This is a genomic window from Streptomyces sp. NPDC056580, assembly GCF_042793175.1.
Classification (GTDB): domain Bacteria; phylum Actinomycetota; class Actinomycetes; order Streptomycetales; family Streptomycetaceae; genus Streptomyces.
Map to the genome: position 1 here is coordinate 485,446 of NZ_JBHTVE010000006.1, position 26,579 is coordinate 512,024.

The window sequence follows — 26,579 nt, forward strand, 5'->3', positions numbered from 1 at the left end:
ACCTGCCCGGGAACTTCTTGACCAGCCTGGTGGACTTCTGCTGAACTCCCGAACCATGAACCCGCGCGTGGACCTGACCCGGCGGCGCCACATCGATCTGGCGCACGTCTCCAGCGCGTTTTGTTGTCGCTGACCCGGGAAGTGCTCCCCGGCGGCGGCCGGTGTGCGCCCGTGGCGCGTGCCTGGCAGCGGCGGTGCAAAGCCGCTGACACCGCGACGCCTCCCCGCGGGATCGTCGTCCCCACCTCCTGAGGGCTCCCCGTCTCCTCTCCTTCTCGTGTGAGCCGGGGCCCTGTTCGCGCACGCCGCCGCGGTCGCTGAGAACGCCGCTGCAGCGGTCCTGCGGCCACGTGCTCTCCTCTCCGGTCCGCCCGGCCCAGCGTCCGGCGCGTGGTCGAACAGTCCTGCGCAGTGCCAGCGCATTTGCCCAACGTTCCGACACACAGCACCCCTTGGCGTGCCCCAACTGTTCGGGAGGGACCCCCTCATGCCTCCGTCCATCCGCAAACTCACCGGCCGCATCGGCGCGGTCGTCGAGGGCGTCGACCTCACCGCGCCGCCCGAACCCTCGACGGTCACCGCGCTGCGTGACGCCCTCAACGAGCACAAGGCGATCGTGTTCGACGACGTGAACCTCGACAATGCCGGTCAGGAACGTGTGGCCGGTTGGTTCGGCGACCTCACCACCGCTCACCCGAACGTGCCGGCCGCCGACGGTACGACGCACGTGCTCGCCGTCGACAGCGAGACGTCCAAGGCCAACGAGTGGCACACGGACGTCTCGTTCGTGGTCAACCCGCCGCAGGCCACCACGCTGCGGTCGGTCGTGACCACGCCGTACGGCGGTGAGACGCTCATCGCGAACGCCGCCGCGGCCTACCGAGACCTGCCCGAACCGCTGCGGGCCCTCGCGGACTCGCTGTGCGTCGTGCACACCAACAGGTACGACTACGCCCGCCCTTCGGCCACGACGTCGCAACGGCAGGAATACGACCGGATCTTCGTCTCGACGCCCTACGAGGCCGAGCACCCGGTCGTGCGGGTGCATCCGCTGACGGGCGAACGCGGTTTGTTCATCGGTGGGTTCGCCAAGCGGATCACCGGTCTGTCGAGCAGCGTGTCGGCCGAACTGCTGCGCATCTTCCAGTCGTACGTGACCCGTCCGGAGAACATCCTGCGCTGGAACTGGGCGCCCAACCAGCTGCTGATCTTCGACAACCGGATCACCCAGCACTACGGGGCGGACAACTACGACGACCACCCCCGCCGCCTCAACCGGGTGACGATCGCCGGAGACGTTCCGGTCGGCGTCGACGGACGCCGCAGCGAGCAACTCGTCGGCGACGCCTCGCACTACAGCAGTGTGCTGGAGGTGGCGGCATGACCGAGCTCAGCCTCGAGGCACCCGCCGTCAGCGAGAGCCCGGACACCGAGACGACGAGCGCGCGGGAACGCGAGGTGTTCCTGCCCCGCGACGCCCGCCGTCGAGCGCCGCTCAGCACACTCCGCGAGCGCCTGCGCTGGCCGCTGGGCATCTACACGACTCCCGTCGTGATCCTCATCGCCTGGGAGGTGCTCGCCCGGGCCGGAGTGCTGGCGAAGACCTACGCTCCGGCACCGACCTCCATCGTGAAGTCCGCCGCCGATCTGTGGCAGCAGGGCGTCCTCGGGCCCGACCTGGCCATCTCGCTCCAGCGGGCCGGCACCGGTCTCACCATCGGGCTGACGGCGGGCGTCATCACCGGTGTGCTCGGCGGGCTGCTGCGCAGCGGTGAGTACCTGTTCAACGGCCTGGTGCAGGTACTCAACACGATCCCTCTCCTCGCGGTGCTGCCGCTGATGATCGTGTGGTTCGGCATCGACGAGCTCACGAAGGTGCTGCTGATCTCCTTCGGAGCCGGCGTCCCGATGTATCTCAACCTGTTCGCCGCGATCCGGGGCGTCGACCAGCGGCTGATCGAGATGGCACGCACGACGGGCGCGGGCACCTGGCGCCTGGTGACGCGCGTGCTGGTGCCCGGGGCCCTGCCGGGGTTCCTGGTCGGCCTCCGGTTCTCCCTCGCGTACAGCGTCCTGGGCCTCGTCGCCGCCGAAACGGTCAACGCCGACGCAGGACTCGGGTTCCTCATCACTCAGGGGCAGACCTATCTCCAGACCAACCAGGTCTTCGTGGGGCTGGTGATCTACTCGCTCCTCGGTCTGCTCGCCGACCAGTTCGTCCGGGCTCTCGAGCGGGTGCTGCTGCGGTGGCGACCCAGTTATGAGGCGTCATGAGCAGCGCAGTCGCGTCCGAGCCCCGTCGGCAGACCGGGGTCGCCGTCCAGCAGGTGGTCCGTCGGTTCGGTGACCGGGTGGTGCTCGACCACCTCGACCTCACGATCGCCGATGAGGAGTTGGTGATCCTGCTCGGCCCGTCGGGCTGCGGCAAGAGCACCCTCCTGCGGCTGCTCGCCGGACTCGACCGTCCCGATGGAGGACGCGTGGAGGTCCCGGCGCGGCGTGCGATCGTCTTCCAGGCCGACCGGCTGCTGCCGTGGCAACGGGTCCTGCGCAACGTCACCCTCGGCCTGCACGGACCCGACGCCGACCAGCGGGCCCGCGACGTGCTCGCCGAGGTCGGACTCGCGGGCCGTGAGAAGGCATGGCCCAAGGAGCTCTCCGGAGGCGAGGCCCAACGGGTGTCGCTGGCGCGAGCACTGGTTTCGGAGCCCGAACTGGTGCTGCTCGACGAGCCGTTCGCGGCCCTCGACGCCATCACACGACTGCGCATGCACGACCTCGTACGCGCACTGCGGACCAGGCACCACGCCGCCATGCTGCTCGTCACCCACGACGTCGACGAGGCGATCGCCCTGGCGGACCGCATCGTCGTCATGAGCAACGGCCGCATCGGCACCTCGCACGAGGTGCACCTCTGTGCCGCGGACCGCGAAGCGAGCGTCGCACGCGAGGAACTCCGCGCCCGGCTCCTGGAAGACCTCGGCCTCGCCGGCCAGCACTGACTTCCCCGAACACCCACCACAGAAAGCACGGCAACCCATGCGAAAGAGAACCACCGGACTCATCGGCGCCGCCGGCTCGCTCGCCCTGGCGGCTACCCTGGCCGGCTGCGGATCGTCGTCGCCGGACACCGACGCGCCGCTGAGCAACGCCGCCGGCACGAGCGACGCCAAGCACCCCGAGTGGAGCAAGTACGTCTTCACCATCGGCGACAACGGCGGTGACGGCAGCCAGGAGCTGGCGAAGCTGACCGGCGTGTTCGACAAAGCGCCCTACAGGGTGAAGTTCGCCCGGTTCACCTACGGCCCGCCGCTCGTGCAGGCCGCGGCCTCGGGCGACATCGACCTCGGCAGCGTCGGCGACGTACCGCCCATCACCGGTGCCGCGAAGGAGTACGGCTTCAAGATCGTGGCCGTCAACCGCTCGCTCACACCCGACCAGGCGGTCGAGAACATCATCGTGCCCAAGGGCTCGGCACTGAAGACCGCTGCCGACCTCAAGGGCAAGAGGATCGCTGTTCCGCAGGGCAGTTCGGCCCACGGTCTGGCCCTGAACGCGCTGAAGAGCGTCGGCCTCACCCCCAAGGACGTGAAGCTGGTCTTCCTCGACCCGGCGGCCGGCGCCACAGCGTTCAACACCGGCAAGGTGGACGCCTGGTCGATCTGGAACCCGCAGTCGGCGATCGCGGTCAGGAACGGCGCGCGGATCCTCGTCAAGGGGCTCCCACCGATCGACCAGACGAGCAGCTACTACGTCGCCAGTGACACGTCGCTGAAGGACAAGACCAAACGCGCGGCTCTCACGGACGTCCTGAAGAGGCTCTCGCGGGAGTTCGCCTGGGCCGTCAAGAACCCCGACAAGTACGCCCAGGCGCTCTCGAAGGAGCAGGGCATCCCGCTGGACGACGCCAAGGCGTCCCTGGCCGCCTACTCGAACCGGGTGACCCCGGTGCAGCAGTCGGACATCGAGCTGGAGCAGAAGCTCGCCGACGCCTTCCTGGAGGCGGGCCAGATCACCCGGAAGGTCGACGTCAAGTCGATCACCGACAACCTCCTCCCCGCCGGCTACGACAGCTCCAAGCTGAAGGTCACCTCATGAGCGCGGAACGGCGGCTCCACCTCAACGCCTTCCTCATGGAGGCGGGCCATCACGAGGCGGCCTGGCGGCTCCCGCACAGCAACCCCCGGGCGGACTTCGACCTGCGGCACTGGATCGAGCTGGCGCAGCTGGCCGAGAGCGCCAAGTTCGACTCCCTCTTCCTCGCGGACGGCCCCGCCCTCGTCGGCACCGGCGAGTTCCGGCCGCCGGGCCAGCTCGAACCGCTGACCCTGCTGACCGCGCTGTCCCAGGCGACCAGCAGGATTGGCCTCATCGCGACCGTGTCGTCGACCTACAACGAGCCGTACAACCTCGCCCGCCGACTGGCGTCCGTCGACCACGTCAGCGCAGGCCGCGCCGGCTGGAACATCGTCACCTCGGCAGGGGCCGACGAGGCCGCCAACTTCGGCCTCGACGACCGTCCCGGCCACGCCGAACGCTACGCCCGCGCCGACGAGTTCCTGAAAGTCGCAAGAGCGCTGTGGGACAGCTGGGAATCCGAGGCCGTCCTCGCGGACAAGGCCGGCGGACGCTACGCCGACCCCGCGCGGCTGCACCGGCTCGGCCACCGAGGCCGCTACTTCAAGGTGGCCGGCCCGCTCAACGTCGAGCGTCCACCGCAGGGCTACCCGCTGCTCGTCCAGGCCGGCTCCTCCGAGGACGGCAAGGACTTCGCGGCCCGCCACGCCGAGGCGATCTTCACCGCCCACACGACGTACGAACGCGCCGTCGCCTTCTACGCCGACATCAAGGCCCGCACCAGGGCGGCGGGGCGCGACCCGGACGGTGTGATCGTGCTGCCGGGCATCGTCCCCTACATCGGGTCGACCGAGGAGGAGGCCCGGAAGCTCGCACGGGAGTTCGACGAGCTGCGCGTGCCGGAGTACGGGCTGCGCCAGCTGGCCGCCGTGTTCGAGACCGAGCCGTCGGTCTTCGCACTCGACGCGCCTCTGCCGGACTTCATCCTCGCCAGGCCGAAGCTGGAAGGCTCGCAGAGCCGTTCGGACCTGATCATCGATCTCGCGGTGCGCGAGCAGTTGACGGTTCGCCAGATCATCTCCCGGCTCGGCGGCGGGCGCGGCCACTTCGAGTTCGTCGGCACGCCCGAGCAGATCGCGGACACGATCACCGCCTGGTTCGAGGGCGGTGCCGCGGACGGGTTCAACATCATGGCGCCCGCCCTGCCGTCCGGCCTTGCGGCCTTCGTGGAGCACGTGCTGCCGGTCCTGCGTGGCAAGGGCCTGTTCCGCGAGGAGTACGAGGGCACGACCCTGCGCGAGCACTACGGCCTTCCGGTCCCGGCGAACCAGTTCCACGGCTGAACCGCTTCCCGTGGGCGGTCCGCCGTCCGCCTGGCGTCGGTGCCCGTACCCACCGACCGCGTCGTGCCGCACCACCTCACCTTCCAGGGCCCCCAACCCACGGCGCGCTGACTCAGCAGGTGGCCCCCGGCGCCCGGGTTCCTTTCGCTGGTGCCGGGAGCGCGCGATGAGCCGGGTGATCGCCGACGCCGAGGCGGTCGCCCAGTGCCCGCGAGGCCACCCGGTGCGACGCTGACGGCGTCGCACCACGGAGCCAGCCCGATGCGACTCGGTGATTTCGGGGTACACGGGTCCCATGATCTTCTTCAGTAACCGGATCGGATGCCTAGGCTCCCTCCTCATCAGCGCGGTAGCGACCGTGATCATCTTCCTGATCTTCGCGCACTGATTCGGCCTCTCAGTTCCAGCGCATACGGAGGGCGGACAACTGCTCGATCCGTTCCTGGGTCAGCTGATCCTCGTCGTCACAGCCGTCTCCGCCCCACCCGGTTCTCCAGCGTCAGGCCGACTGAACGCAAGACCTCACGTGGAAAGGCGCAGGTCCAGCCGAACTGTCGCAACCAACCCGGCCGGCGGCGAGGGTGACCTGGGCTGAGCCCGCTGAGCCCGTGCGTCATGGCCACCCCTCCGCGAGCCGATGCTCCGGCCCGGCTCGCAGCTTCCCGCTCGTAGCGGACTGAAGGCGGCAAGGCCCGCCCCGGCCCGGGCCCTGAGCGGCGGGTGGCGGAAGGGTGTGGTGACACCGGCCGCCTTGTCGTGCGGCCCGTCGACGTGCTCGGGCTAGCACAGCTCAGCTCATCGGGTCCGCAGCGACGCGCCGCCATACGTGAGGCGGCATCAAAACATCACCCTGAAAGCCTAATAGTACTTCAATCAGCTTTATTGGGACCTGTTATGAGGTTCCGTCAGTTGCATGAAAAAGTCAAAGAATACCCTGTTCGGAGCTGAATCCCTGACTTTCCAAAATGCCCGTCGTGTCGGCTGTAGGTAGGTTCATCCACGAGTCGGCCGACGGGTCGGCGTCTCTCTGTACGACAGGAGATAGTGAGATGAAGCTTCGTTCGACCGTGGTCACGGCCGCTGTGTTGGCCGCCGCGGCCTTGGCCGCGACCGGTATGACCTATGCGTCGGCCGCCTCCGCTCCGGCGCCCCAGGAGGCCCCGGCCGCCGTTGCCGCCGCAACCGGCGGCGGCAACGGCAACGGCAACAACAACGGCAACAACAGCAACGGCGACAACAACGGCAACAACAACAGCAAGGGCAACGAGGGCGGGGGCAACGACCGGGGCGAGGACAACGAGGGCCGGGGCGAGGACAACGAGGGCCGGGGTGAGGAGGAGGGGGGCCGTATCCAGATCAACGAGCGGTCGTACTCCGCCCGCGCCGGTGACTGCATCACGGTGGTCAGCGGTCTGGGTGCGAAGACGCTGAACATCCGTAACGAGAGCCGCAGGACCGTGGAGGTGTTCCGCGGGGCGGTCTGCGACAACGGCGCGCCCATCGCCACCGTCGGACGCCACAGCTCCGCCTACGGTGTGCGCCCGGGCTGCGTCGAGGGCGTCGACGTCGACAAGGGTGTGCTGGCCAGCTTCCGGGTGGTCAAGCGTCACCACGACGAGTACTAGTCCGCGGCCGACCGTGTGACTGTGGAGGCCCCGGCCCGCCGGTATCGGGCCGGGGTCCCAGTTTGGCCCATGTGCGGGGCGGTCACGCCACCCCCCCCCGCAGCCCTGCCGGCGCCGGATGTCGGGCGCACGCCACCCGGTGTTCGCGTGGCCGTCCCTCGCCTTTACCGGCCCATCCACCTGCGGTTGCCACAGGACCCGGCAGGGTCAGCTTGGTTCCCGGTGAGGTGAGCTGTGGCGGGTCAGGGGACCCGCTCTTCTTCCCGTCGTGGCGATCCTGGTCTGGGAGGGGCGAGCTCAGGATTCGAGACTGAGTTCCGCCCAGACCGTTTTGCCGGGGTGGCGTGGGGTGACGCCCCAGCGTAGGGCGAGTCGTTCGAGGAGCTGCATGCCGAAGCCGCCGGGCTCGGTGCTCGAAGTGGCGCACATGCGGGGCTGGCGGTCGCCGTGGTCGCTGACCGCGATGCGCAGCAGCCGACCGGTCCAGGTGACTCGGATCAGGGGCGGGCCGGCACCATGACGGATGGCATTGGTGATCAGTTCCGAGACGATTAGTTCGGCGATCTGAGTCACCGGGTGCCGACGCAGCGGCCCGCCGAAACCTTCCACACAGTCGCGGACCCAGTGCCGGGCCGCCGCGATGCTCGCCGTGACCGCAGGGAAACGCGACTCGCAGGACGGGATTGCCGGTTCGCCTCTCACAAGCTTCCTCCAGCGTGCGTGGCCCAATGCCGCCGCCATGCGCGGGTGCGCAGCCGGTCGCAGACATCTGCCGGGTTACCCATGCGTGCCCGGTGAACCATCTGTGTCGGCCGGGGTGACCGCCAGAATTCTGTGCCGGTGCCGGGTGACACCGCGACCCGGGCCGCGCTCGACCACGTCGACCGCCAGGCCTTGCCCACCGTGGCCGACGCCCACCCGCCAAGCACCCGCAGATGCCACGTCGAGGACTGGGCGAGCTGGACCGAGTTCTGTGCCGCCCTTCCGGCGCTGTCGGGTCCGCCCGCGCCGAGCGAGGTGTGCGGCTGGAAGACGGCGTCACCCCGCTCGTCCGCTACCGGCTCATCGGCTTCGTGCTTCGCCCCGGCAGCAGGGGCGAAGCCACCGGGTGACAGGTCCCTGCTCGACGAGCAGCGGCGGAGTCCGTCCATCAGCAGGTTCAGCAGGCGATCGGCCTGGGATTCCTGCTCAGGCCGGGGGCCACCGCGAACGTGCCGATGAGGGCGGCGGCGACGTCTTCGGCCGCGATGTCGGCGCGGAGGTCGCCTGGGCGTGCCGGCGACGACAGGAGCCTTCGGCAGTTCGATTCCCGGGCTCGCTCGGGCGCCTCCCGAAGTGGTGGACATCTGCTGTCGGTTCTCGGGCTCTGGCTCGCTTTCCGTGAAGCGCGCACGCTGAGTGACGGCTGACGCTCGGATCGGCCTTCGGGAACTTGCCCGAAAACGACCAGTGCCGATCTTGATGTGGCCGACAGTGCGGCGCCGTGGAAGAGAGGTTGCTCAGGCTGGAGGAGCTGCTGTTCCCGTCCATCCCGGACCTGGCGATGCTATCAGTGGACGTGTGGCAGGGGCGCCCTTCCGTACTCGATGAGTACAAGCCCTACCTGGACGATCGTTAAAACCAAGGCTGCACCAACGCCTGGAAGGCATGGGAGGAGATCGTCCCGCTCGACTACAAAGGCAGCTACCAGCGAGTTCGCGCCTACTTCCGCGCCAAGCGCCTCTCGGCAGATCCGGTCACTGCACCGCCACCGTCACCGCCACCGTCACCGTCACCTCGCACGGTCGCCGGCTGCATCCTCCGCCACCCCGACACTCTCACCGAGGCGGAACAGCTCCGCCTCAAGGCCGTCCTGGTCCACTGCCCCGAAACTGGATGCACTCACCGGACACGTCCGTTCCTTCGCCGAGATCCTCACCGAGCGGCAAGGCCAGCGGCTGCACGAGTGGCTCGGCGCCGTCCGCAATGACAACCTGCCCGGCCTCCACACCCTTGCCGCGGGTATCGACCGCGACCGCGACGCTGTCATCGCCGGTCTCACCCTGCCCTGGAACTGGGGCGTCGCAGAGGGGAACCTCATCGACTCGGCTAGGAGCCACGCCGAGAACCAAGTTCTCCATGGCGTGAGGCATCGCTCCGAAGCTGGCAACCCAGGTCTCGACGAGATAGATCACGCCCACTTCGTATATGCCCAGAAAGAACCGGCCGTGGTCCAGCTCGCCGATCGGGGAGAGATGGCGTCCGATCGCTTCGCCCCACTCCGTGAATCGGTCATCCTCGCCCAGGCCAGCTCGGGGTCCAGCTCGAACGGCGTGCGTGCACAGCTGATCCCTGGTCCGCTGACGGTCACAGTCAAACCGCCGAACTCTTGCAGGAAGGCTTCCGCAGCGTCGTGCATGGCGAGGCCGACCGCTAGCAGCATCGTGCTTCGTTGCCGTGCCGGCGCTGAACGGAAGGATGAGGACTGGCGGTGCTCGAAACCCGAGTGCGGGCCGGACTCGGACCACGGCAGGATGGGCGGATGGAGCAACCCCTTGAAGTGCCTGAACTCGCCGCTGACGAGGGATTCGCGCTGCGACCGTGGCGTCTTTCTGACCTTCCGCTGGTCCGTGAGGCGGCGGAAGATGACTACATCCCGTTGATCACGACGGTGCCCTCGCCGTATTCCGAGCCGGCAGGCGTCGCGTTCGTCGAACGGCAGTGGGGCCGGGCGATCACGAGGGCGGGGTATACGTTCGTCATCGTGACCTCTGCCGGTCTTCCGGTCGGCCAGGTGGGGCTGTGGTTGAGGGACCTGGAACAGGGCCGTGCGTCGCTGGGCTACTGGGTTGTCAAGTCGGCGCGCGGTCAGGGAGCCGCCGTGGCTGCTGTCAACGCCGTGGCCGGCTGGGCCCTGCGGGATCTGCGGATTCCCCGGCTCGAACTGTGGGTGGAGCCGTGGAATACGGCCTCCGTGCGCACTGCCGAGCGTGCGGGGTTCCAACGCGAGGGACTGCTGCGGGGGTGGCAGAAGATCGGGAACGAGCGCCGGGACATGTTCATGTATTCGCTGCTCAATGACGAGACGTGATGTCGTTGGTCCAGGCGCCGGGCCGGCAGGACCAACGGGCTAGAAACCGGGTCAGCCGACCTTGGCCGGGGCTTCGACCCGGGCCCGGGTGCTGGCGAGCCGGTAGGAGTCGGTGCCGGTCTCGATGATGGTGCCGTTGAAGGAGAGCCGGTCGACGATGGTCGCGCAGAGCCGGGGGTCGGTGAAGGCCTTCGTCCAGCCGCCGAACGACTCGTCGGAGGCGATAGCGACGCTGTACTTCTCCTCGCGCTCGGTCAGGACCTGGAACAGCAACTCGCGCCGTGCCGGTCCAGTTCCGTGTATCCCAACTCGCCGATGGACAAAAGGTCGTCGCGGCCGTCAGCAGCTCGGCAAGGAAGCCGCGTAGGTCAGCTGGTCCTTCACCGCCCGGTCGGCGATGTCGGCGAACTCCTTGCGGATCGACGGCAGCCGCAGCAGACGGCAGGCGGTGTTTCGTCTCCGTCCCGCATCGATGCGATGCCCTAACCTTCGCCGTCGGGTAGCAAATGGTGTTCGTCTCGGTGTGCCCCACATGGCGTGCCGAACAGGTCAGCGCGACAGGGGCCCGGACCTTCGTACATGTGATGCCTGATCGTGCCGATGTTGATGGCTGTCTGGCCGGGCAGGGGAGGAGGAGTCGGTTGGCGTTGCAGGGCCTCGAGGGCCTCGAGGCGGCTCACAATCTCATTCTGAGGCACCCAACGCCTCATGGAGTGGGCTCCTTTGCTCTGACGTTCATGTCGGGTGCGGAAGCCGTACTTTCCGCTCATGTACAGCGGTGTTCCCCCGTACGTCAGCAGCACGCTTCAGGAACGCCCACATCGGGGCGGGATGATCCGGCACGAGCGAGGCATGGTGGGAGTAGCTAGCCGGCCGATGACGCAACTTTCGCTTGGTTGCTCGTTGCCAGTGGCGGTAGAGCAACAGGAACACGTGAGGTGCAGGAAGCGGCGTCTGAGTGGCTGCGACCGTGCCTGTCGGTGAGGAGCGGCTCATGCCAGTGGCGTGATCACCGACAGGTGTTGACAGGAGACTGAGTTGCTCACATGCGACCCAAGGTGAACTGGCTTGCCTGACCGCCTGTCAGACGGTGCCGGGGCGTTGTACACGTCAGCACTTCAGCACGTCGGGTGGCGGCTCGTCGTTGGAACCCTGTGGTCGGTCGGGGATGCAGCGGCCACAACAATCACGACAGCCATGTGCCGGCACCTCGTGCGCAACGGCACGATCGACGCGGACGCGCTTGCCCAGCCCTGCACAGGGCGACGCCGGCCATGCGTGACAGTCCGCCTCCGCGCTCCTCAAGGTGGGCACCCTTCGTGCCGGGGGCATCGTGACGGCCTCGTGCAGCGGCGAATGACGAAGCGGGAACAGTCGAGTCCGGGCGCATTCACAGTGGACTTGCTCAACGAATCTTCCACTGACCGCTGCTGTCCCTTCGAACCTGCTCGAATCATTCCACTCAACGCCGCGGCAACAGCCGCATTGCCTCAGGCTGGTGACCAGCGGCTGGTGATCGGTCGGGATCACTGCCCGCACTCCCATAGCTCGTGGTCACTTGGCTCGACGGCCACCAACCGAAGGAGAGAGCGTGAACCTGGTACATCGCAAGGCCGGTGCGAGACTGCTGGGCGCCGCCGCGGTCAGCGGCGCGCTAGTGATGGGTGCCGTCCTTGTCGGCACGCCGGCCTATGCATCGCCCTACAACTGCTCAAGCAGCTACACCGGTAACTCCTTCAACGTGCTGTGCAACACTGGCTCCGGCTCCTACCAGGCCGTCGTCAGGTGTTACAAGATCGGCGGCACTTCCTACACCCTGCGGTACGGCGCCTGGGTCAAGATCCACAACATATCGACCGCGACGTGCCTCAGCAGCGAGGAAGCCGCGTCCGGCAGTTGGAACGTCCGGAGCTATTAGTCCTGATCGGCCGCACGGTGAAGCGGGCCCGTCGGGATAGGTACGTCGCCTGGCGTTTCCAGAGTCTCTTCGACCTGGTCGGCGCCTGACACAACGGCTCGGGCGCCAGGAAGATCACTTGCTCGCGCCCGGGCCGTTCGCGGGTGCGCCGTCTCTTACGCCCGTAGGCGGTGGTGGGCGACGGCCACCATCGGTCTCCGCACAGTGGTCACCGCGGCCGGCCCGGTGGAGATGAAGTGAAGGCCCCTCGCGTGAACGACAAGCGCTTGACGAGGCCACCGGCGAGTGCAAGCGGTTCTCCTCGGCGACCTTCCGCCGTGGTGCCGCACGGCCCTGAAGGGCCGCTCGCAGCCGGACGGAGGGAATCCCACAGTTGCCGCTCGACGGCCAGCCCGTCAGCCCGGCCCGGGACGCAGGTCTCGCTCCTGCGATGACCGCTCTTGGGGTCGCGCTCCACGAGGAGGTCACCCTCGACAGAGCGACAGACAGCGGTCGCGGACGGCACCGACGCACGAGGCGAGGTCTGATCAGGCCGGGGTTTCGAAACCGGCACCGACTCCTACCGCCTCGCCACCACCCGTGCCCAAGCGGAACGAGCAGCCGTCTGGGTGCGGTCCGCCTGCTCTATCGAACTGGCCCGCGCTCATCGAGGATCACGGTCGGCTCTGAGAGGAAGACTTCCCGGTCGACGGGGCCATAAGCGATGTTGAACGTGTCGAGCCAGTACGACCAACCGCGGATTCCCAGGGCGCTGGTGAACCGGTAGTTCAACTGCCAGCGGACCCACTGCCCGGGAAGCAGTCGAACTGCCGGCGGCCTGCGCGGCCGAGGCGGCAACCCGTAGAGCGGCTCCACACGAGCGAGCACTCGAAGCCGATCACCTTCGTCCCGCAGGCTGACACCGATCTCGCGAAGGTCTTTCTGAAAGGATCAACCTCGCCCTCCATGTCCTTGCTGGTCAATGCACTCCCGCTCGCTGCGATCACATACCAACTATCGCCTCGCGCGTCTGCTGCTCGGTGGCGCCGGCGCTGCCGGCCTCCGGCGTGGTGAAGACGACCTGCGGTGCCCCGACGTGTCCGGCCGTGGCGGACGGCAGGTCGGCGCGGCCGGCGGCGCGGGCCGCGATGGCGTCCCCGGCGATCCGCGCTTGTACTGTCCGGCGTTCTCACCCCCCCCGTGGCACCGCCGAGGACGATCACGTCCCACTCCGATTGATCCGGGTCCACCGCTGCCGTCCTGGGAATCATTCGATTGTCCTTCCGCCGAGAAGGTCTGCCTGCGGGGCCGGCAGGTGTCAGAGATCCAGGACGACGTCCTGCGCGGGTCTGCTGCAGCAGATCAGGATGTTGCCCTCGCCCGGTGGCTCGACCGGGTCCGGAGAGTAGTCGACGGCCCCGGACATCATGGCGAGCTCACAGGTGTGGCAGACGCCGGTGCGGCACGACCACTGGACCGGAACGTCGCATGCTTCCGCGAGTTCCAGCAGGGAGCTCTGGTTGTCGTTCCACGCGACGGTCAGTCCACTGCGGGCGAAGGAGACGGAGGGACCGGCGCCAGGCGCGCCGTCCGGCTGGTGTGGCGCCCTTGCCGCGGGCGTGCCCTTGACCCCTGGAGTGAGGGAGGGGCCGCCGCTGAAGTTCTCGGTGTGCACGTGGGACGGCAGCAGGCCGGCCTTGACCAGCGCGTCGGTCATGCTGTCCATGAAGGCCGCCGGCCCGCAGATGTAAGCGTCGGCATCTGTGGGCAGGCCCAGACTGAGGATCCGCTCACTGGAGATGCGGCCCTCTTCCGAGTAGTCCTTGCCGCGCTCGTCGGCTCGGTCGGGCTTGCTGTAGTAGACGATGGAGCGTGCGTCGGCTAGGAGTGCTACCAGGTCACGGACCTCCTGGGCGAAGGGATGCTCACGGCCGTTGCGGGCGGCGTGCAGCCACCACACCTGTCTGCCGGAGGAGGCGTCCGCCAGTGCGTGCAGCATGGCCAGCACGGGAGTCGCGCCGATGCCGGCGGACACCAGCACGACCGGCGTGTCACCACTGGGCAGGTAGAAGGTGCCGCGCGGTGCGGCGAACTCCAGGCTGTCCCCGGTCCGGACGTGCGCGCGCACGTAGGTGCTCGCCAGGCCGTGTGGTTCCACCTTCACGCTGATCCGGTATGTGCCCGTGCCGGGCCGGCCTGACAGCGAGTAGCTGCGAATCAGGGACGTCCCGTCTTCGGTCGTGCGCATCCTCACGGTCAGGAACTGTCCCGGCAGCGCGGCAGGCAGGGCAGAGCCGTCAGCCGCGGCCAGGCTCAAGGAGATCACGTTCTCGCTCTCGGGATGGACGTCCGTGACGGTCAGAGGACGGAAGCCGCGCCACGCCGGGGGCGGGACGTTGGCTGCGACGGTGAGGCCGGCGCTGCCGGACGACGCGGTCGCGCCCTTGTCGGTCTGTTCGAGCAGATCCCGCATCGAGCCCTGCCAGCCCGGGCTGAGAGCCGGTATGCGCAGGGCACGGCGCACCTGGTCGGCAGTGTGACCGGAGAGGTAGAGGACGGAATCGATCTCCTCGACGGTCATGGCTTCCGGGCCGGTGGAGACCTTGACGATCTGCTGCCCGGCCTCCACCTCGCCCTCTTCGATGACACGCAGGTAGAAGCCGGGCCGATGGTGAGCGACCAGCAGCGCCGCCATGCGCGGTTCCTTCAAGCGCATGCCGACCCGGTAGCAGGTCACCCGCGGTTGCGAGACCTCCAGAAGGGCTCCGCCGACCCGGTACCGGTCGCCGATGCATACTTCGTCGTCGGGGAGCCCGTCGACCGTGAAGTTCTCCCCGAAGCTGCCCGGCGTCAGGTCGTCCCGACCCAGTTTCTCGGACCAGAAGCGGTAGGAGTCGAGTTGGTAGACCAGCACGGCCCTCATTTCCCCGCCGTGTCCGTCCAGGTCGCCCTGACCGTCTCCGTCGATGTTCAGCCGCCTCACCATCCGCGGCCCGGACACGGGCCGCTTGAGCACCCCGGTGTACACGGTCCTGCCGTGCCAGGAGACGTCCTTGGGCATCCCTACGTTGACTGATATCAAGGTGGCCACCGCTCACCCTCCTCGTCCTCAGCCGGTCACGCGGCCGAGGAATCCGTGGATGTAACGCTTATGGCGTCCAGGTGCGTTTCCAGGGGGGAGATGACCGGCTGGGAGCATATGGGTTTCGGCGTCGGGCGGATCTTGCGAGAAGGCGAGCTCGTCCGGCCCGAAGATTTCGTCGCGCTCGCCCCGGACGGCCAGCGATGGAACCTGGCTGGTGCGGTAGTACTCATGGAGCTGCGGGTGATGGCGGCCAGGTGATCGAACGTGCAGCGGTCGGATAGGCCGGGCATGTGGTGTCGGAACGTGTGGGAACTGCTGGGGAGTCCGTGCAGAAACAGTATTGTCGGCGCTCGCGCGGGGCCCGCCTCGCGATAGAACACCTGCTGGGCGTCGACGGTCGCGGTCCGACGATGCGTAGGGAGCACGGCGGCCTCCGATGGTCACCTGGAGTCATGGTGAGCTACTCGGTGTTACGCCTCGATGTAATGCCAGGAGAAATGCTGAATCCGAATTCAGCTTTTCTCCTCTATCAGCCGAATCGTTCGATTTCACCCTACCTGACCACCGCCGGGAGCCACCTCCACGCTGGTCCGCACCGGCGGTCTTCCTGGGCGAGGCGCAGCTTGGAATGAATGGGACGCACGACCGCTGACGTCGGTATCCGCAGCCCACTGTGATCCGCGCGAAAGAAGCGATCGACATGAGCGCTCCTGTCCCGGACCCGGCCGCTCAAGCGGTGGCAAGGAACCCGCTGGAGACCCCGGCCCGAGCGTCGGGCCCAAGCCATGCCCACTCAACGACCAGAGGCCGACAGCACCAGTCCTCCGCCATCGCCGCAGCTCAACCACTTGAAGCGAAAGGGGGAGGTTAACCCCAGGGAAACTTCCGGCACCCAACAGGGCAACCAACCGGCGACGTGGTGAGTCGTACTGGGCAGCCTGGAGGGATCTTGATCCTCTCGGTCGTCAACATCCCTTCAGATTGCCGGAGTTCCTGTGTTCCAGCCTGCCGCACCCAGAATGCGACGTACGCTCGTCATCGCCCTCGCCCTCTTGTCCGCCACCGCCGTCGCTCCCGTGCCGGCCGCTCATGCCGCGCCCGCGACCATCCGGGTGCGGGAGGACTTCAACGGGGACGGGTACGCGGATCTGGCCGTCGCCGCCTCGTCCGGCACGGTGAGCGGCAAGACCGGGGCCGGATACGTCGCCGTGCTGTACGGCTCCGCGAGCGGGCTCGGCACCCGTGCGAAGCAGGTGTACTCGCAGGCGTCCGCGGGTGTCCCCGGTTCGCCCGAGGTGAACGACCACTTCGGGTCCCGGCTCGACGCAGCCGACCTGGACGGGGACGGGTTCACCGACCTGGTGGTCACGGCCGCTTCCGAGAACTGGACGCAGGACGGCGTCGATCTGGAGGGCAGCAGGACCGTGCTGTGGGGTGCCCCCGGCGGCTTCGTCTCCGGGACGGTCCTGCGGGCTGCCGGCAGTGACGCCTACCGCGAGAGCGTGTCCGCCACCGGTGACTTCAACGGAGACGGGCACCAGGACCTGGTCCGGCCCGACCGCGTGGAGTACGGCCCCTTCGGACGGGACGGCAGCGCCGCCTCGATCCAGGGGATCAAAGTCGCCGGAAGCTACGACCCCCTCTACGCCGCGGCAGCCGGCGACGTGGACGGCGACGGGATCACCGACCTCGTCGTCGGCGTCAGCGCGATCGCACCGGACGACGAGGAGTACACCCCGTCCCACCTGAACTACCTGCGCGGCAGCCGCCACGGCCTGCTGTCGCCCATCACCCTGAAGGACGGGAAGGGGCGACTCCTCGCGCCCGGCACCCAGGTGGGCCTCGGAGACCTCAACGGCGACCGCCGAGCCGACCTCGTCGTCGGGGGGACCTCGCTCCACATCAACTACGGCACCGCGACCGGCCCGGGCACCACCACGACCCGGGTGATCGACCAGGACACCCCCGGTGTTCCCGGCACCCAGGAGGAAGGCGACAGTTTCGGCTCCGCGCTCTCCATCGGGGACGTCGACGGCGACGGGTACGGGGACGTCCTGGCAGGCAATGGGCAGGAGGCCGTCGGCAAGCTGGACTGGGCGGGCACCTTCGCCGTGGTCCCGGGCGGCCCGAAGGGGCCGACCGGTGCCGGCACCAAGGTCTTCAGCCAGAACACCGCGAATGTCCCCGGCACCGCCGAGTCCGTCGACCTGTTCGGTCGTGGCGTCCACCTCGTCGACGGTGACAGCGACGGCCGGGCGGAGCCCGTCGTGGCGGCGCCCGGGGAGAACCACGGCGTCGGTGCCGTGTGGGTGTTCCGTACCACCTCATCGGGAGCCACCGCCGCGGGTTCCTTCTCCTTCGGCCCGGCAACGCTCGGCATGGTCGCGAACGTCGGCGACTCGCTGGGCCAGTTCCCCAGCTGAACGGAGTCAGCCACAAGGACAGACCACGAAGGAGCTGGCGCACGGGACTTGCCGTCGCCATGGCGGTCACCGGAGTCGTCGCCCTGCCCGCGACCCTGGCCCGTGTCGCCCACACAGCGCCCGCCGCCACGAACCGTTAGAGGTCCTGACAAAGGCGTTGGACGTCTCGGTAGGTGATCAGGCAGGTGGCGAGGGCGAGGAAGGCATCGTGGATGTCGTCGCGCCGCTCCCAGCGGATCCGCAGCCGTCGAAAGCCGTGCAGCCAGGCGATCGTGTGCTCGACCACCCAGCGGAAGATGCCGAGGCCAGGGCCGTTCCACGCCTCGTTCGGCGATCACGGGGCGGATGCCGCGATCCCAGAGCGGACGACGGTACTCGTCGTGGTCGGAGGCGCGGTCGGCGAGCAGGGCATCGGGTCTGCGTCGAGGCCGGCCGACGACACCCGCGACCGATGGAACCTTGTCCAGCAGAGGCAGCAACCGTGTGACGTCGTTGCGATTTCCGCCGGTCAACGACACCGCGAGCGGTATGAAACGGTCTTCCGTTCGCGAACACGGGGGGCGGGGAACTCAGCGGGTGGGCGGCGTGAACTCGGGCTGGTCGAGCAGGCGCAGCCAGCTTCCGTCCGGCTGACGCCGGACGACCTGTGCCCGGGCGCCAGCCCCGTCCTTCGGCGGGGTCGAGGTGAGGGCGATGTCGCCGCTGATCAGCGTCGGCAGCGGTTGTTCCCGCTCGAAGTGGGGACGGTCGGCCAGCACCTTCTCCCACAGCATACGGATCGCCTCCCGGCCCACCGTCCGGTCGCCGGGCGGATAGGCCATCACCGCACCCTCTTCGTAGAGTGCGGCGACCCCGGCCGCGTCACCGGCGTTGGATCGTTCGACGAACAATCGGGTGATGTCTTCGGGGCGCATGGCCTTTTCGTACTCCGGCATGGATTCCTCCTGACGTCGGGCTTCGGCGCTTCCCAGCGTCGCCTCCTCCTGATCAGAAGTCCAACAGATGGATCTTCTGCAAGCTACAATCTGCAGTCATGGATCTGAGGCAGCTGGAATACTTCGTCGCGGTCGCCGAGGAACAGAACTTCACCCGGGCGGCCGAACGGGTCCACATCAGCCAGTCCGGCGTCAGCGCCCAGATCCGCCAGCTGGAGCGGGAACTCGGCGCCGAGCTGTTCGACCGGTCGGCCCGCACCGTCACCCTCACGGTCGCCGGAAAGGCCGCGCTCGAACACGCCCGCTCCGCGCTCGCCGCCGCTGGGGCGGTCGGCCAGGCGGTGGGCGAGGTGACCGACCTGATCCGCGGTCGGCTCACCGTCGGAATGGTCATCGGCTGCACCCTCACGCCGCTGTTCGACGCCCTCGCCACGTTTCACCAAGCGCATCCCGGCGTGGAGATCTCACTGGTGGAGGACAGCTCCGACCGGCTCATCGAGAAGGTGCGCGCCAGCACCATCGACCTGGCACTCATCGGGGCCGCAACCGCCGCCCCCGACGGGCTGGAGGCGCTGACCCTCATCAGCGAGCGGCTCGTCGCGGCAGTTCCGGCCGGTCACCCCTTGGCCAAACAGCGACGGGTCGCCTTGCGTGACCTAGTTGCACACCCGATCGTGTGCATGCCGCGCGGCACCGGCATCCGCACGGTATTCGACCAGGCCTGCGCCGCACAGAGCCTTCAACCCACGATCACACTTCAAGCCAGCGCCGCCGACGCCATTGCCGATCTCGCCGCCCGCGGGCTCGCCGTAGCCATCCTCAGCGAATCCATGGCCGCGCGCTACCGCGATCGGCTCACCGCGCACACCATCGATGACGTCGATAAACCCGCAGTGCTCGCCCTGATCTGGAAGAGCGCGCACAGCCCCGGGGTACGTGAGTTGCTTGCGTACAGCCGGCAGGCATTCATCAAGCCCGACCCTACGTAACGGAACGTCTTACAAGATCCACTCGACGGGTGTTTCGACTTCGCTTGGTTGCCAGGTGAAGCCGACCCGCGACTCCGCCGCGAGCCCACGGGTCCACCCCGTCACATCGGGGCGTCAGACCCTGGGGCTCCCGCTGAAGCGCCTTCAGTTTCCGCGAACTCACGGGGGACAAGGGGATTGAGGAACATCCATGTCAGATCGTGCGCTAAAGCTGGCTCTTCGTCATTTCTGAGTGCGCGCCACACGCTTGCCACTCGATTCCACGCGGAGTCCACATCTTCTATCCGGAGCCCCCCGACCTTGTGGATCATGGCCCGGAGTCGATCCGCGATCGCACGGTCCCGGTCGCTGGTCAGGTGTTGATAGATCAGCGCTGCCCGCGAGGTACCGTGCCCCATCCGCGCCCGCGTACTGGTCCCACCCTTCGGGACGAGGTCTCGCCCTCACGGATGGAGGGCGACCGCAGCCTTGACTCGGTCATTGAAACTCCAGCCCAAAGCCGCTGCGCCGACCTCTGGGCATGATGCCGCACCAGGGCGACTGGACAGCGTCTTACATCCACCGCTTGATGATCTTTGACGGGGCCTCGGGGGCCGGCCACACTTGGATGCGGACCTTCTCGATGGTCTCGGGGCTCTTATCCGAGTCGACGTCCGCCTCAGTAGCCCGTGCCAAGTTACTGCGGGACACGCGGACGCGATTCCACCCCGGGAGGACCTCGAACGTTGCCGCTTCTGGCGCGTAGTCCGTGCAGCCCAGAACCGTCAGCCGCCCCAGCGTTACGTTGAGGCTGGCTTCAACCACGTGATCGAATTCGGGACTGTCATCCTCAGGTTCCTGGGGGAGGAGGGCGACCGTGACGGACACATTGACGTTTACGGCAGTACCGATGCCAAGCGCGTCCCGTACAACCGCAAGGTGATCGGCAACGGCTTGGTCCGTCCATGCGTCGCTCAGATCACCGTCCGAATCCGCATCGGACACATGGAGCTGGAAGTAGTCGGCGAAGAGGGTAAGCTCTGCGGTCTTTGTCATGGCGGCACAGTGCCATGGAGCACTGACAGCCGGATCCGCCAGTCTGAGCCTCGGGCCGTCCCCGGGCCGTACGAGGGCGCACAAGGGAGACCAACGCACGGCGGACTGAGCACCAAGATCCACCAGACCGCAGACGGCCATGCACGACCCTGGCCTGGCCGTCACCACAGGCCAGGCCGGTGACGCGCCCGCCGTCTGCCAGGCTTTGAACGCTACGCCCTCGCCCGAGCCCACGTCGTGCTCGACCGGCTCGATGGAGGCATCGCCCGGATCCTCGCCGACAAGGCGCGCCTGGATGCAGATGAGGCATTCCAGGACGCCAGTGGCTGGCTCGACGCCTACGCCAACTCGCTCTACCGCTCCATCAAGAACCACCGGGACGGCCAGGCCCTGGCCGCTCGCCTGGACGCCGCCGACAGCATCCGGTTTCTACTCGAGCTGCTCTTCGCCATCGACTGCCGCCCCCGCCCCTACAACAAGTACCTGGAGTGGGAGCTTGCCCGACATCCACTGCCGGGCTGGAACACCGACGTGTTGCTCCGTGCCGTGGAGCACATCTCGGCAACAGGCGACCCATCCCTGCAGCGACACCTGTTCGCCCTTGTCGAGGCGGCCACCCGAGAGGCCGGACACAGCGAGGTACTGGATGCATGGGGCGAGGACCAGGACCTCATGAGACCGCAATAGGAGAAGGAGACACCTGCCGGCCGTGGCTTGCAGCCGCAGGCGATGCCGAGACGTTCGCAACGGGCCCTAATTGCCGCCAGGCGTGGCCCAAGGAGCTCTCGAGGCGCACTTCGCCCGCTGCGGCCCGCTGCGGCAGTTCACCCTGGCCAACTCCAAGCATCCGAATCACACGGTGCAGACCCGGGCGCTGCACGCCTACCTGTGCTGGCACTATGCCAACGCCCGCCACCCCGACATGCTCGCCGCACAACGCCGGGAACGTGCTCGCGTCCGCAGCGAGAAGGGCATTCGCTGGGGCGGACGCCCCCTTGCCGCCGCAGTCTGAGCACGTGGGGAATCCCGCCGTGCCCGGATGCGGAGATCAGACAACGGCCAGGCTCTTCGCCATGACCCGCTCCCTGCCCACGCCATCGGGCAGAAGATCGCCGGGCTCACCCGTGTCCGTGAAACCGTGCCGCTCATAGAGCGCGGTCGCCTTGCGGTTGTCCGGCATGACGGACAACCGCAGCGTGGTGGCACCGCGCTCCGCCGCCCACCGCTCGACCGCCTGGATCAGACAGTCGCCCACGCCCTTGCCTCGAGCCGTGGGATTGACCCACATCGAGATCAACTCCACGTTCTCTGCTCCCTCGCCCGGCACTCCGCTGGCCATGCCCACAGGGAGGCCGTCGAGGAGCGCGACGAGATCGTGCGCGCCAGGAATCGACAGACGGGCACGCCAGCGTTCCTCTCGGTCCCCGGAGCCCTGCCACTGGGCCAGCGTCGATCCGAACGCGTAGGGCGCCTCAACAAGCGCGGCCAGTCGCAACTCCCGCCAAAGGGGCCAGTCGTCTGCTTCCAAGGTGCGTAGTTCAAGCATGATCCAGACCCTGCCCGCCCGACGGGGCGGGCAGCAAGTTGATTACAACCACGCAAACGAGGTCGTTCAGCCCTGCGACCAGTCGGAACCGGGGAGCGGTGGTGCCTCACGCACCCGCAGACCACGAGACCTCGGTGAACCTATCCGGTCACGGCATAGGGGGTGTTGTGAAGTGCTGGTCACAGCGTCTCGTTACAGACTTTGACCAGCACGGTCGCCTCTGGCGAGTGGCTGGTCAGCGCACCAGCAGGTCGATCACGCCCGTTAGGTCCTCCTCGCCGCTGCCCTCGGTCAGACGGCGACGCATCAGCTCGAAGTAGGGGCTGAGCAGTTCCGGGCTGACACCCTGCTGCTCGGCGGTGCCCAGGAAGGTCGGCGTGCCGGCCACCTGCATGGCGAGGTTGGAGACGACACCCTTGGTGTAGTCGCCGCTCCGAAGCTGGTCGGCGGTCTGGTGAACGGCCGGGGCCATCGCGATGAGCCAGTCGGTGAGCAGCGGGGCGAGGGCCGCGGGGTCGATGTCCTCCTTGCGGATCAGGGCGAAGGCGTGCGCGGCACCGGCGAACATCCCGTACATGGCGCTGAGCAGGGCCACGTCGTGCAGGGCCGCGAAACCGGCGTCCCCGCCGACGTAGGTAGTGCCAGCCGGGACGGCCAGGGTTTCCTGGTGCCGCCCGAACAGCTCCCGCGAGCCGCTGTAGAAGACGTAGCCGCCGGCTTCCGGGACGCCGATCATCGGGGGGACAGCCATGATCCCGCCGTCCAGGTAGCGGGCGCCGCGCTCGCGGGCCCACTCGGCCCGGGCGCGGGCCTGGGCAGGGGTGCTGGTGGTCAGGTTAACCAGGTCCCGGCCCGCCAGGTCGGCGCCGGCCAGCACCTCCTCGACCGAGGCGTCGTCCAACAGGCAAACGATGATCAGGGCGTTCGCCGCGACCGCCTCAGCGGCGCTGTCCGCGACCCGTGCACCTTCGGTGGCAAGTGTTGCGGCACGGGCCGGGGTGCGGTTCCAGACGGTGAGCGGGTGACCGGCGGCAAGCCAGGTTCGGGCCAGCGCGGTGCCCATCGCGCCGAGGCCCAACAGCGTGACGGAAGTCTTCTCAACAGTATTGTGTGCCATGCCGATTAGGCTGGTCACAGGCCCGGAGGCGATCAAGTACGCACTTGGTAGTGGGTGGTTACCCCGGGGTGACCGAGCACGTCGGAAGGGTGGGGCATGACGACGCTGAACCGGCCGGGCGCACCAGACGGACACGTCTGCGGGATCGATACCGCGATGGAGGTGATCGGCGGCAAGTGGAAGGTGCTGATCCTCTGGGCGCTCCACGAGCACCCCTACCGCCGCTTCGGCGAGCTGCGCCGGCTGCTTCCCGGCATCACCGAGAAGGTGCTGGCCTCTCACCTACGGGAGCTGGAAGCGGACGGCGTCGTGCGCCGCGTCTCCTACGACGAGGTGCCGCCCCGCGTCGAGTACTCGCTGACCGAGGACGGCATGCGCCTCAACGACGCACTCCAGCCGCTGGCCGCCTGGGGTCGCGAGCGGCCGACCACTCGAGCGCTGGAGGAGAAGGCGAGCCAGGGTCCGTTGTGAACGTCCTGGTCGCAGCCACTCGTTGATGGCGGCGACCAGCACGGTCGCCTCGTAGCGGACCGCGAGTTTGATGCCCCTATGGATGTCAACTGGCGTGTGCTGGTGCCGGGGATTGCCTTCTGGATATAAGGAGGGCTTGGTAGATCTCGCGGGCGACGTAGCGTTTGAGGCATCGGATGGCTTCGCGTCGTGTTTTGCCCTCGGTGACGCGTCGTTCCACGTAGTGACGGGTGCGGGTGTCCCAGCGCAGGCGAGCTAGGACGATGGTGTAGAGCGCTGAATTGGCCTGGCGGTCGCCGCCGCGGTTGAGCCTGCGACGCTGGGTCTTTCCAGACGATGCTTCCACGGGGCTGGCACCGCAGAGGGCAGCGAATGAGGCCTCGCTGGTCAGGCGGTCGGGGTTGTCACCAGCCGCGGTCAGCAAGGCTGCGGCCGTGTCCGGACCGACGCCGTAGAGGCCCAGGAGCTTGGGTGCGCAGGCTTCGATCGCAGCCCTGATCCGGGCCGTGAGGTCGTTGATCTCCTCGGTGAGGTGCAGTATCCGCCTCGCCAGGAGCCGGAGCGTATGGCGGGATGCTGCCTGCGGCCCTGTGCCGGACGCGGGCCGCAGCTGCGAACACCGGTGGATGAGTTTGGGGTTGCTCAGCCCTGCCAGCGACTCACGCAAGGCCGGCTCTGCCGCCACGAGCACGGCCTTGAGCTGGTTGATGGCCATGGACCGGGACTTGACCGCGGAGGTCTTGGCCATCTTGAACAGCCGAATCGTCTCCACCGGGCCGTCGGTCGTCTTGGCGGTGGCCGTGGCCCGGCCGGAGAGGACCGCCCGGGCGGCGGCCGCCGCATCGATGGAGTCGGACTTTCCGTGCCGGCGCCGGGCGGCCTTGTCGGGCTGGTTGACCTCGGTGACCCTGACGCCTTCATGGTGCAGATAACGGGTGAGAGCGGCTCCGTAGGAACCTGTGCACTCCACCCCGGCTCGCTGTAACTGCCCGAAAGCACGTGCCCACGACAGGAGCTGGCGATAGCCCTCCCGGGTCGTAGGAAAGCCTCGTGTGTCCAGCAGGACTCCCGTGCCGGTGATGACGGCAGCCACATGTACGTCTTTGTGCGTGCCGACTCCGAGCAGGACCTGTTCGTGCTGTTCAGTCGCGTCGTGGCCTGGATGGCTTTGCTGGGTCATGCTGGACATGGTCGCCTGTCTCCTGATCGCCTCGGGAACGCCGGTGGCTGACGCCGGAACGGTGTGGCGGTCAGGACTGTGACGGTGCCTGTCGCGAAGGCCCCTATCGGGACACGCCCACCGTTTCGGTGGCAGCATGCACCGCCTCAGACGGCAGTCGGCAGATCAAACGCAAGGCACCAGGGCCAGTCGTATCGCGGGCCAGACCGCCGCCCAAGGCGGCACCCCAACATCCTCACAGTCGTAGCGAGTGGCCACCGTCCGGTGGCGTTTCACCCGGTTGATCCCGCACTCCACGGCATGGCGCTCTGTGGGAAGGCTGAGTCTGTCCCGCAACAGCCCAGAGGCGTGCCCAGCCGGGCTAATGCGGGCGTCTTGCCTCGTGCCGCACCGTCAGGGGATGCAGTGCGACATGGGAGTTCGGGGGCCCGGCGGGGGCAGCTCGCACCCAAGGTCAGCAGCGACCGGGCCAGGATCGCGATGTCATGCAGATGCTCGGGTCCCGGGCCGCGGCAGGGTCTTCGACAGTGAGGGCCTTGCGGGCGCTGGAGGCCCCGTACCTGACACTGCTGCCGCGTGGCTGTGAAATCGGCCCACGACAGCGCCAGGAGTGAGGATGATCGCCTCATGCATATGCGACGAGAGGCCCGCTGGATCCTGTGGGGCCTGTGGCTTGCCTGTCTGGGGTTCTCCATATGGATCTTGGCGGAAGTGATCAGATTGTTCTTGCAGGCCGAATCATGGTGACCCCTGCACAAGCCCCCCGCCAGGACCGGGCATGCGGGGGACTTTGACACCAGCTTCTGACACCAACAAGCGCGAACAGCAGCGGTTCGCTCTGTTCACGAGGTTCTCGTGCACACATTCATCAAGGCCTTGCGCGGCGCATCAACGACGACGGTGCGACATCGTGTTGGAGCTATCCGGATCAGGCGGCTGCCGTCGCGGTGCGTCGGGTGGCTGCGGCGCGGGTGCGGGCGAGGTCGGTGGGGTGGATGCCGTGGCCGGCGGGCTTGAGGCTGATCAGGTCGCGGTGCAGGCGGCGTATGCGTAGCGCCAGGTCGAGGCGGAGGCGGGGGCGTTCGTCGCGGACCTCGGCGACGATAGGGGGGTGACGTCCAGGCGTAAGGCGAGTGTGGTGGCGGGCCATCCGGCGCGTGCCAGCTCGGCCGGCAGCCGGGACGCCTCGGTGGAGTCGGTCAGCCCGGGGATACCGGGGTTGCGGCGGTGGGGGAGGGGGATGCCGAGGATGGCGTCGGCGGACGTGAGGGCGATGTCCCGGACCGTCTGGCCGTGCGTGGGGTCCGGAGCACGCGGGCGGACCAGGGGCACGGACAGACCGGTCCGGTCGGCGATGTCCTGCGCTGACCTGCCGTGCTTGCGTAGCCGTACAGCCCACCGAGCGGCGGCATGCGGTGGGAAACGGGCGGACAGACCGCGCGCGGTCCTGGTTGCGCTGGCGGCGGTCACGCAGGGTAGCCCAGCGGCACTCGGCGCGGGTGCACCCGTAGTCGGCGCACGATGCCTGGCCGTGCCGGACCTACGACCGCCGCGGCCGACGCCCACGACCGCCGCGGACGACACCGGCGCGCGGCCCGCACGGCGACGGAAGCGGACTGCTCCCCGGTGAGTGGCATGGCGATTACTGCTGCGAGTTCGGTGTGCCGGCTCACGCTACCGGGTCTATTCGCAGTGCACCGGGCTTCAGCCCGGTGGTGAAGCGAATCTTTAGCCTGCTCTGACCTCAGCTGTGTGCACGGATGCGCACTGTTCACCTCAGCTCAGG

Annotated in this window: 21 protein-coding genes and 7 pseudogenes; 16 read left to right on the plus strand and 12 right to left on the minus strand. The window is 68.1% G+C overall.

Annotated features, from left to right (window positions below; all coding sequences use genetic code 11):
• Positions 1 to 487: 487 nt before the first annotated feature.
• The 6 genes from ACFQ9Z_RS16220 to ACFQ9Z_RS16245 all read left to right on the plus strand — a co-directional run bounded on the left by ACFQ9Z_RS16220 (position 488) and on the right by ACFQ9Z_RS16245 (position 7,045).
• Entirely contained in the window at positions 488 to 1,384 is an 897-nt protein-coding gene (locus ACFQ9Z_RS16220) for a TauD/TfdA dioxygenase family protein (RefSeq protein ID WP_383017059.1), read from the plus strand.
• Positions 1,381 to 2,274, plus strand: a complete 894-nt coding sequence (locus ACFQ9Z_RS16225; RefSeq protein WP_383017062.1) for an ABC transporter permease — start codon at positions 1,381 to 1,383, stop codon at positions 2,272 to 2,274. The genes ACFQ9Z_RS16220 and ACFQ9Z_RS16225 overlap by 4 nt, the downstream gene beginning before the upstream one ends.
• The gene (locus tag ACFQ9Z_RS16230) at positions 2,271 to 3,002 is read left to right on the plus strand and encodes an ABC transporter ATP-binding protein (RefSeq protein ID WP_383017065.1); all 732 of its coding nucleotides are present in this window, start codon (positions 2,271 to 2,273) and stop codon (positions 3,000 to 3,002) included. The genes ACFQ9Z_RS16225 and ACFQ9Z_RS16230 overlap by 4 nt, the downstream gene beginning before the upstream one ends.
• A 37-nt stretch (positions 3,003 to 3,039) precedes the next feature.
• Positions 3,040 to 4,098: an aliphatic sulfonate ABC transporter substrate-binding protein gene (locus tag ACFQ9Z_RS16235; protein ID WP_383017068.1), complete on the plus strand. Its 1,059-nt coding sequence runs from the start codon at positions 3,040 to 3,042 to the stop codon at positions 4,096 to 4,098.
• Entirely contained in the window at positions 4,095 to 5,420 is a 1,326-nt protein-coding gene (locus ACFQ9Z_RS16240; protein ID WP_383017071.1) for an LLM class flavin-dependent oxidoreductase, read from the plus strand. Before ACFQ9Z_RS16235 ends, ACFQ9Z_RS16240 begins: the two co-directional genes overlap by 4 nt.
• A gap of 1,049 nt (positions 5,421 to 6,469) precedes the next feature.
• A complete protein-coding gene (locus ACFQ9Z_RS16245; protein WP_383017074.1) occupies positions 6,470 to 7,045 on the plus strand; it encodes a hypothetical protein in 576 nt (191 codons plus the stop codon).
• A 297-nt stretch (positions 7,046 to 7,342) separates the two neighbouring features.
• On the opposite strand, the gene ACFQ9Z_RS16250 is transcribed toward ACFQ9Z_RS16245, so the two are convergent.
• Positions 7,343 to 7,786 (minus strand): ATP-binding protein, encoded by a 444-nt coding sequence (locus ACFQ9Z_RS16250; RefSeq protein WP_383017078.1) that lies wholly within the window; start codon positions 7,784 to 7,786, stop codon positions 7,343 to 7,345.
• Between the two features lie 742 nt (positions 7,787 to 8,528).
• Between ACFQ9Z_RS16250 and ACFQ9Z_RS16255 the strand changes: the two genes are divergently transcribed.
• Positions 8,529 to 8,663, plus strand: a complete 135-nt coding sequence (locus ACFQ9Z_RS16255) for a hypothetical protein (RefSeq protein ID WP_383017081.1) — start codon at positions 8,529 to 8,531, stop codon at positions 8,661 to 8,663.
• Positions 8,664 to 8,886: 223 nt separating this feature from the next.
• On the opposite strand, the pseudogene ACFQ9Z_RS16260 reads toward ACFQ9Z_RS16255, so the two are convergent.
• Positions 8,887 to 9,467, minus strand: a pseudogene (locus ACFQ9Z_RS16260) (SUKH-3 domain-containing protein).
• A gap of 99 nt (positions 9,468 to 9,566) precedes the next feature.
• Between ACFQ9Z_RS16260 and ACFQ9Z_RS16265 the strand changes: the two are divergent.
• Entirely contained in the window at positions 9,567 to 10,115 is a 549-nt protein-coding gene (locus ACFQ9Z_RS16265; RefSeq protein ID WP_383017084.1) for a GNAT family N-acetyltransferase, read from the plus strand.
• A gap of 51 nt (positions 10,116 to 10,166) precedes the next feature.
• On the opposite strand, the pseudogene ACFQ9Z_RS16270 reads toward ACFQ9Z_RS16265, so the two are convergent.
• Positions 10,167 to 10,453: pseudogene (locus ACFQ9Z_RS16270) on the minus strand (ATP-binding protein); the annotation flags it as partial.
• Between the two features lie 763 nt (positions 10,454 to 11,216).
• Here ACFQ9Z_RS16270 and ACFQ9Z_RS16275 point away from each other — a divergent pair.
• Positions 11,217 to 11,354, plus strand: a pseudogene (locus ACFQ9Z_RS16275) (CHAT domain-containing protein); the annotation flags it as partial.
• A 352-nt stretch (positions 11,355 to 11,706) separates the two neighbouring features.
• A complete protein-coding gene (locus ACFQ9Z_RS16280; protein WP_383017191.1) occupies positions 11,707 to 12,033 on the plus strand; it encodes a hypothetical protein in 327 nt (108 codons plus the stop codon).
• A gap of 624 nt (positions 12,034 to 12,657) precedes the next feature.
• Here the strand turns inward: ACFQ9Z_RS16280 and ACFQ9Z_RS16285 are convergent.
• Positions 12,658 to 12,957, minus strand: a pseudogene (locus ACFQ9Z_RS16285) (hypothetical protein); the annotation flags it as partial.
• A 373-nt stretch (positions 12,958 to 13,330) separates the two neighbouring features.
• A complete protein-coding gene (locus ACFQ9Z_RS16290; RefSeq protein ID WP_383017088.1) occupies positions 13,331 to 15,103 on the minus strand; it encodes an MOSC domain-containing protein in 1,773 nt (590 codons plus the stop codon).
• A gap of 90 nt (positions 15,104 to 15,193) precedes the next feature.
• Here ACFQ9Z_RS16290 and ACFQ9Z_RS16295 point away from each other — a divergent pair, with 90 nt between their 5' ends.
• Both ACFQ9Z_RS16295 and ACFQ9Z_RS16300 read left to right on the plus strand, forming a co-directional pair.
• A complete protein-coding gene (locus ACFQ9Z_RS16295) occupies positions 15,194 to 15,355 on the plus strand; it encodes a hypothetical protein (RefSeq protein ID WP_383017091.1) in 162 nt (53 codons plus the stop codon).
• Positions 15,356 to 16,116: 761 nt separating this feature from the next.
• A complete protein-coding gene (locus ACFQ9Z_RS16300) occupies positions 16,117 to 17,520 on the plus strand; it encodes an FG-GAP repeat domain-containing protein (protein WP_383017094.1) in 1,404 nt (467 codons plus the stop codon).
• Between the two features lie 136 nt (positions 17,521 to 17,656).
• On the opposite strand, the pseudogene ACFQ9Z_RS16305 reads toward ACFQ9Z_RS16300, so the two are convergent.
• Both ACFQ9Z_RS16305 and ACFQ9Z_RS16310 read right to left on the minus strand, forming a co-directional pair.
• Positions 17,657 to 18,050, minus strand: a pseudogene (locus tag ACFQ9Z_RS16305) (transposase); the annotation flags it as partial.
• A gap of 39 nt (positions 18,051 to 18,089) precedes the next feature.
• Positions 18,090 to 18,455 carry a YybH family protein gene (locus ACFQ9Z_RS16310; protein ID WP_383017097.1) on the minus strand — a complete coding sequence of 122 codons (366 nt, stop codon included), beginning with the start codon at positions 18,453 to 18,455 and terminating at the stop codon, positions 18,090 to 18,092.
• Between the two features lie 98 nt (positions 18,456 to 18,553).
• Here ACFQ9Z_RS16310 and ACFQ9Z_RS16315 point away from each other — a divergent pair, with 98 nt between their 5' ends.
• On the plus strand, positions 18,554 to 19,444 hold the full coding sequence (locus ACFQ9Z_RS16315; RefSeq protein ID WP_383017100.1) for a LysR family transcriptional regulator: 891 nt from the start codon (positions 18,554 to 18,556) through the stop codon (positions 19,442 to 19,444).
• Positions 19,445 to 19,996: 552 nt separating this feature from the next.
• On the opposite strand, the gene ACFQ9Z_RS16320 is transcribed toward ACFQ9Z_RS16315, so the two are convergent.
• On the minus strand, positions 19,997 to 20,479 hold the full coding sequence (locus tag ACFQ9Z_RS16320) for a hypothetical protein (protein WP_383017104.1): 483 nt from the start codon (positions 20,477 to 20,479) through the stop codon (positions 19,997 to 19,999).
• Positions 20,480 to 20,662: 183 nt separating this feature from the next.
• Between ACFQ9Z_RS16320 and ACFQ9Z_RS16325 the strand changes: the two are divergent.
• Positions 20,663 to 21,166: pseudogene (locus tag ACFQ9Z_RS16325) on the plus strand (hypothetical protein); the annotation flags it as partial.
• Positions 21,167 to 21,263: 97 nt separating this feature from the next.
• A pseudogene (locus ACFQ9Z_RS16330) lies at positions 21,264 to 21,491 on the plus strand (IS630 family transposase); the annotation flags it as partial.
• Between the two features lie 36 nt (positions 21,492 to 21,527).
• Here the strand turns inward: ACFQ9Z_RS16330 and ACFQ9Z_RS16335 are convergent.
• Both ACFQ9Z_RS16335 and ACFQ9Z_RS16340 read right to left on the minus strand, forming a co-directional pair.
• The gene (locus tag ACFQ9Z_RS16335; RefSeq protein WP_383017107.1) at positions 21,528 to 22,025 is read right to left on the minus strand and encodes a GNAT family N-acetyltransferase; all 498 of its coding nucleotides are present in this window, start codon (positions 22,023 to 22,025) and stop codon (positions 21,528 to 21,530) included.
• Positions 22,026 to 22,260: 235 nt separating this feature from the next.
• Positions 22,261 to 23,142 carry an NAD(P)-dependent oxidoreductase gene (locus ACFQ9Z_RS16340; protein WP_383017110.1) on the minus strand — a complete coding sequence of 294 codons (882 nt, stop codon included), beginning with the start codon at positions 23,140 to 23,142 and terminating at the stop codon, positions 22,261 to 22,263.
• A gap of 96 nt (positions 23,143 to 23,238) precedes the next feature.
• On the opposite strand from ACFQ9Z_RS16340, the gene ACFQ9Z_RS16345 reads away from it, so the two are divergent.
• Positions 23,239 to 23,613: a winged helix-turn-helix transcriptional regulator gene (locus tag ACFQ9Z_RS16345; RefSeq protein ID WP_383017113.1), complete on the plus strand. Its 375-nt coding sequence runs from the start codon at positions 23,239 to 23,241 to the stop codon at positions 23,611 to 23,613.
• Between the two features lie 85 nt (positions 23,614 to 23,698).
• Here ACFQ9Z_RS16345 and ACFQ9Z_RS16350 read toward each other — a convergent pair whose 3' ends face one another.
• Positions 23,699 to 24,793 (minus strand): IS110 family transposase, encoded by a 1,095-nt coding sequence (locus ACFQ9Z_RS16350; protein ID WP_383017188.1) that lies wholly within the window; start codon positions 24,791 to 24,793, stop codon positions 23,699 to 23,701.
• A gap of 1,023 nt (positions 24,794 to 25,816) precedes the next feature.
• Positions 25,817 to 26,125 (minus strand): hypothetical protein, encoded by a 309-nt coding sequence (locus ACFQ9Z_RS16355; RefSeq protein WP_383017116.1) that lies wholly within the window; start codon positions 26,123 to 26,125, stop codon positions 25,817 to 25,819.
• Positions 26,126 to 26,579: the final 454 nt, after the last annotated feature.

Coding starts and splice junctions, on each gene's coding strand:
- ACFQ9Z_RS16230 (WP_383017065.1), top strand. CDS start 2,271: ATGAGCAGCGCAGTCGCGTCCGAGCCCCGTCGGCAGACCGGGGTCGCC.
- ACFQ9Z_RS16240 (WP_383017071.1), top strand. CDS start 4,095: ATGAGCGCGGAACGGCGGCTCCACCTCAACGCCTTCCTCATGGAGGCG.
- ACFQ9Z_RS16250 (WP_383017078.1), bottom strand. CDS start 7,786: ATGGCGGCGGCATTGGGCCACGCACGCTGGAGGAAGCTTGTGAGAGGC.
- ACFQ9Z_RS16310 (WP_383017097.1), bottom strand. CDS start 18,455: ATGCCGGAGTACGAAAAGGCCATGCGCCCCGAAGACATCACCCGATTG.
- ACFQ9Z_RS16245 (WP_383017074.1), top strand. CDS start 6,470: ATGAAGCTTCGTTCGACCGTGGTCACGGCCGCTGTGTTGGCCGCCGCG.
- ACFQ9Z_RS16220 (WP_383017059.1), top strand. CDS start 488: ATGCCTCCGTCCATCCGCAAACTCACCGGCCGCATCGGCGCGGTCGTC.
- ACFQ9Z_RS16345 (WP_383017113.1), top strand. CDS start 23,239: ATGACGACGCTGAACCGGCCGGGCGCACCAGACGGACACGTCTGCGGG.
- ACFQ9Z_RS16350 (WP_383017188.1), bottom strand. CDS start 24,793: ATGACCCAGCAAAGCCATCCAGGCCACGACGCGACTGAACAGCACGAA.
- ACFQ9Z_RS16300 (WP_383017094.1), top strand. CDS start 16,117: ATGCGACGTACGCTCGTCATCGCCCTCGCCCTCTTGTCCGCCACCGCC.
- ACFQ9Z_RS16315 (WP_383017100.1), top strand. CDS start 18,554: ATGGATCTGAGGCAGCTGGAATACTTCGTCGCGGTCGCCGAGGAACAG.
- ACFQ9Z_RS16265 (WP_383017084.1), top strand. CDS start 9,567: ATGGAGCAACCCCTTGAAGTGCCTGAACTCGCCGCTGACGAGGGATTC.
- ACFQ9Z_RS16235 (WP_383017068.1), top strand. CDS start 3,040: ATGCGAAAGAGAACCACCGGACTCATCGGCGCCGCCGGCTCGCTCGCC.
- ACFQ9Z_RS16320 (WP_383017104.1), bottom strand. CDS start 20,479: ATGACAAAGACCGCAGAGCTTACCCTCTTCGCCGACTACTTCCAGCTC.
- ACFQ9Z_RS16335 (WP_383017107.1), bottom strand. CDS start 22,025: ATGCTTGAACTACGCACCTTGGAAGCAGACGACTGGCCCCTTTGGCGG.
- ACFQ9Z_RS16225 (WP_383017062.1), top strand. CDS start 1,381: ATGACCGAGCTCAGCCTCGAGGCACCCGCCGTCAGCGAGAGCCCGGAC.
- ACFQ9Z_RS16340 (WP_383017110.1), bottom strand. CDS start 23,142: ATGGCACACAATACTGTTGAGAAGACTTCCGTCACGCTGTTGGGCCTC.
- ACFQ9Z_RS16295 (WP_383017091.1), top strand. CDS start 15,194: ATGACCGGCTGGGAGCATATGGGTTTCGGCGTCGGGCGGATCTTGCGA.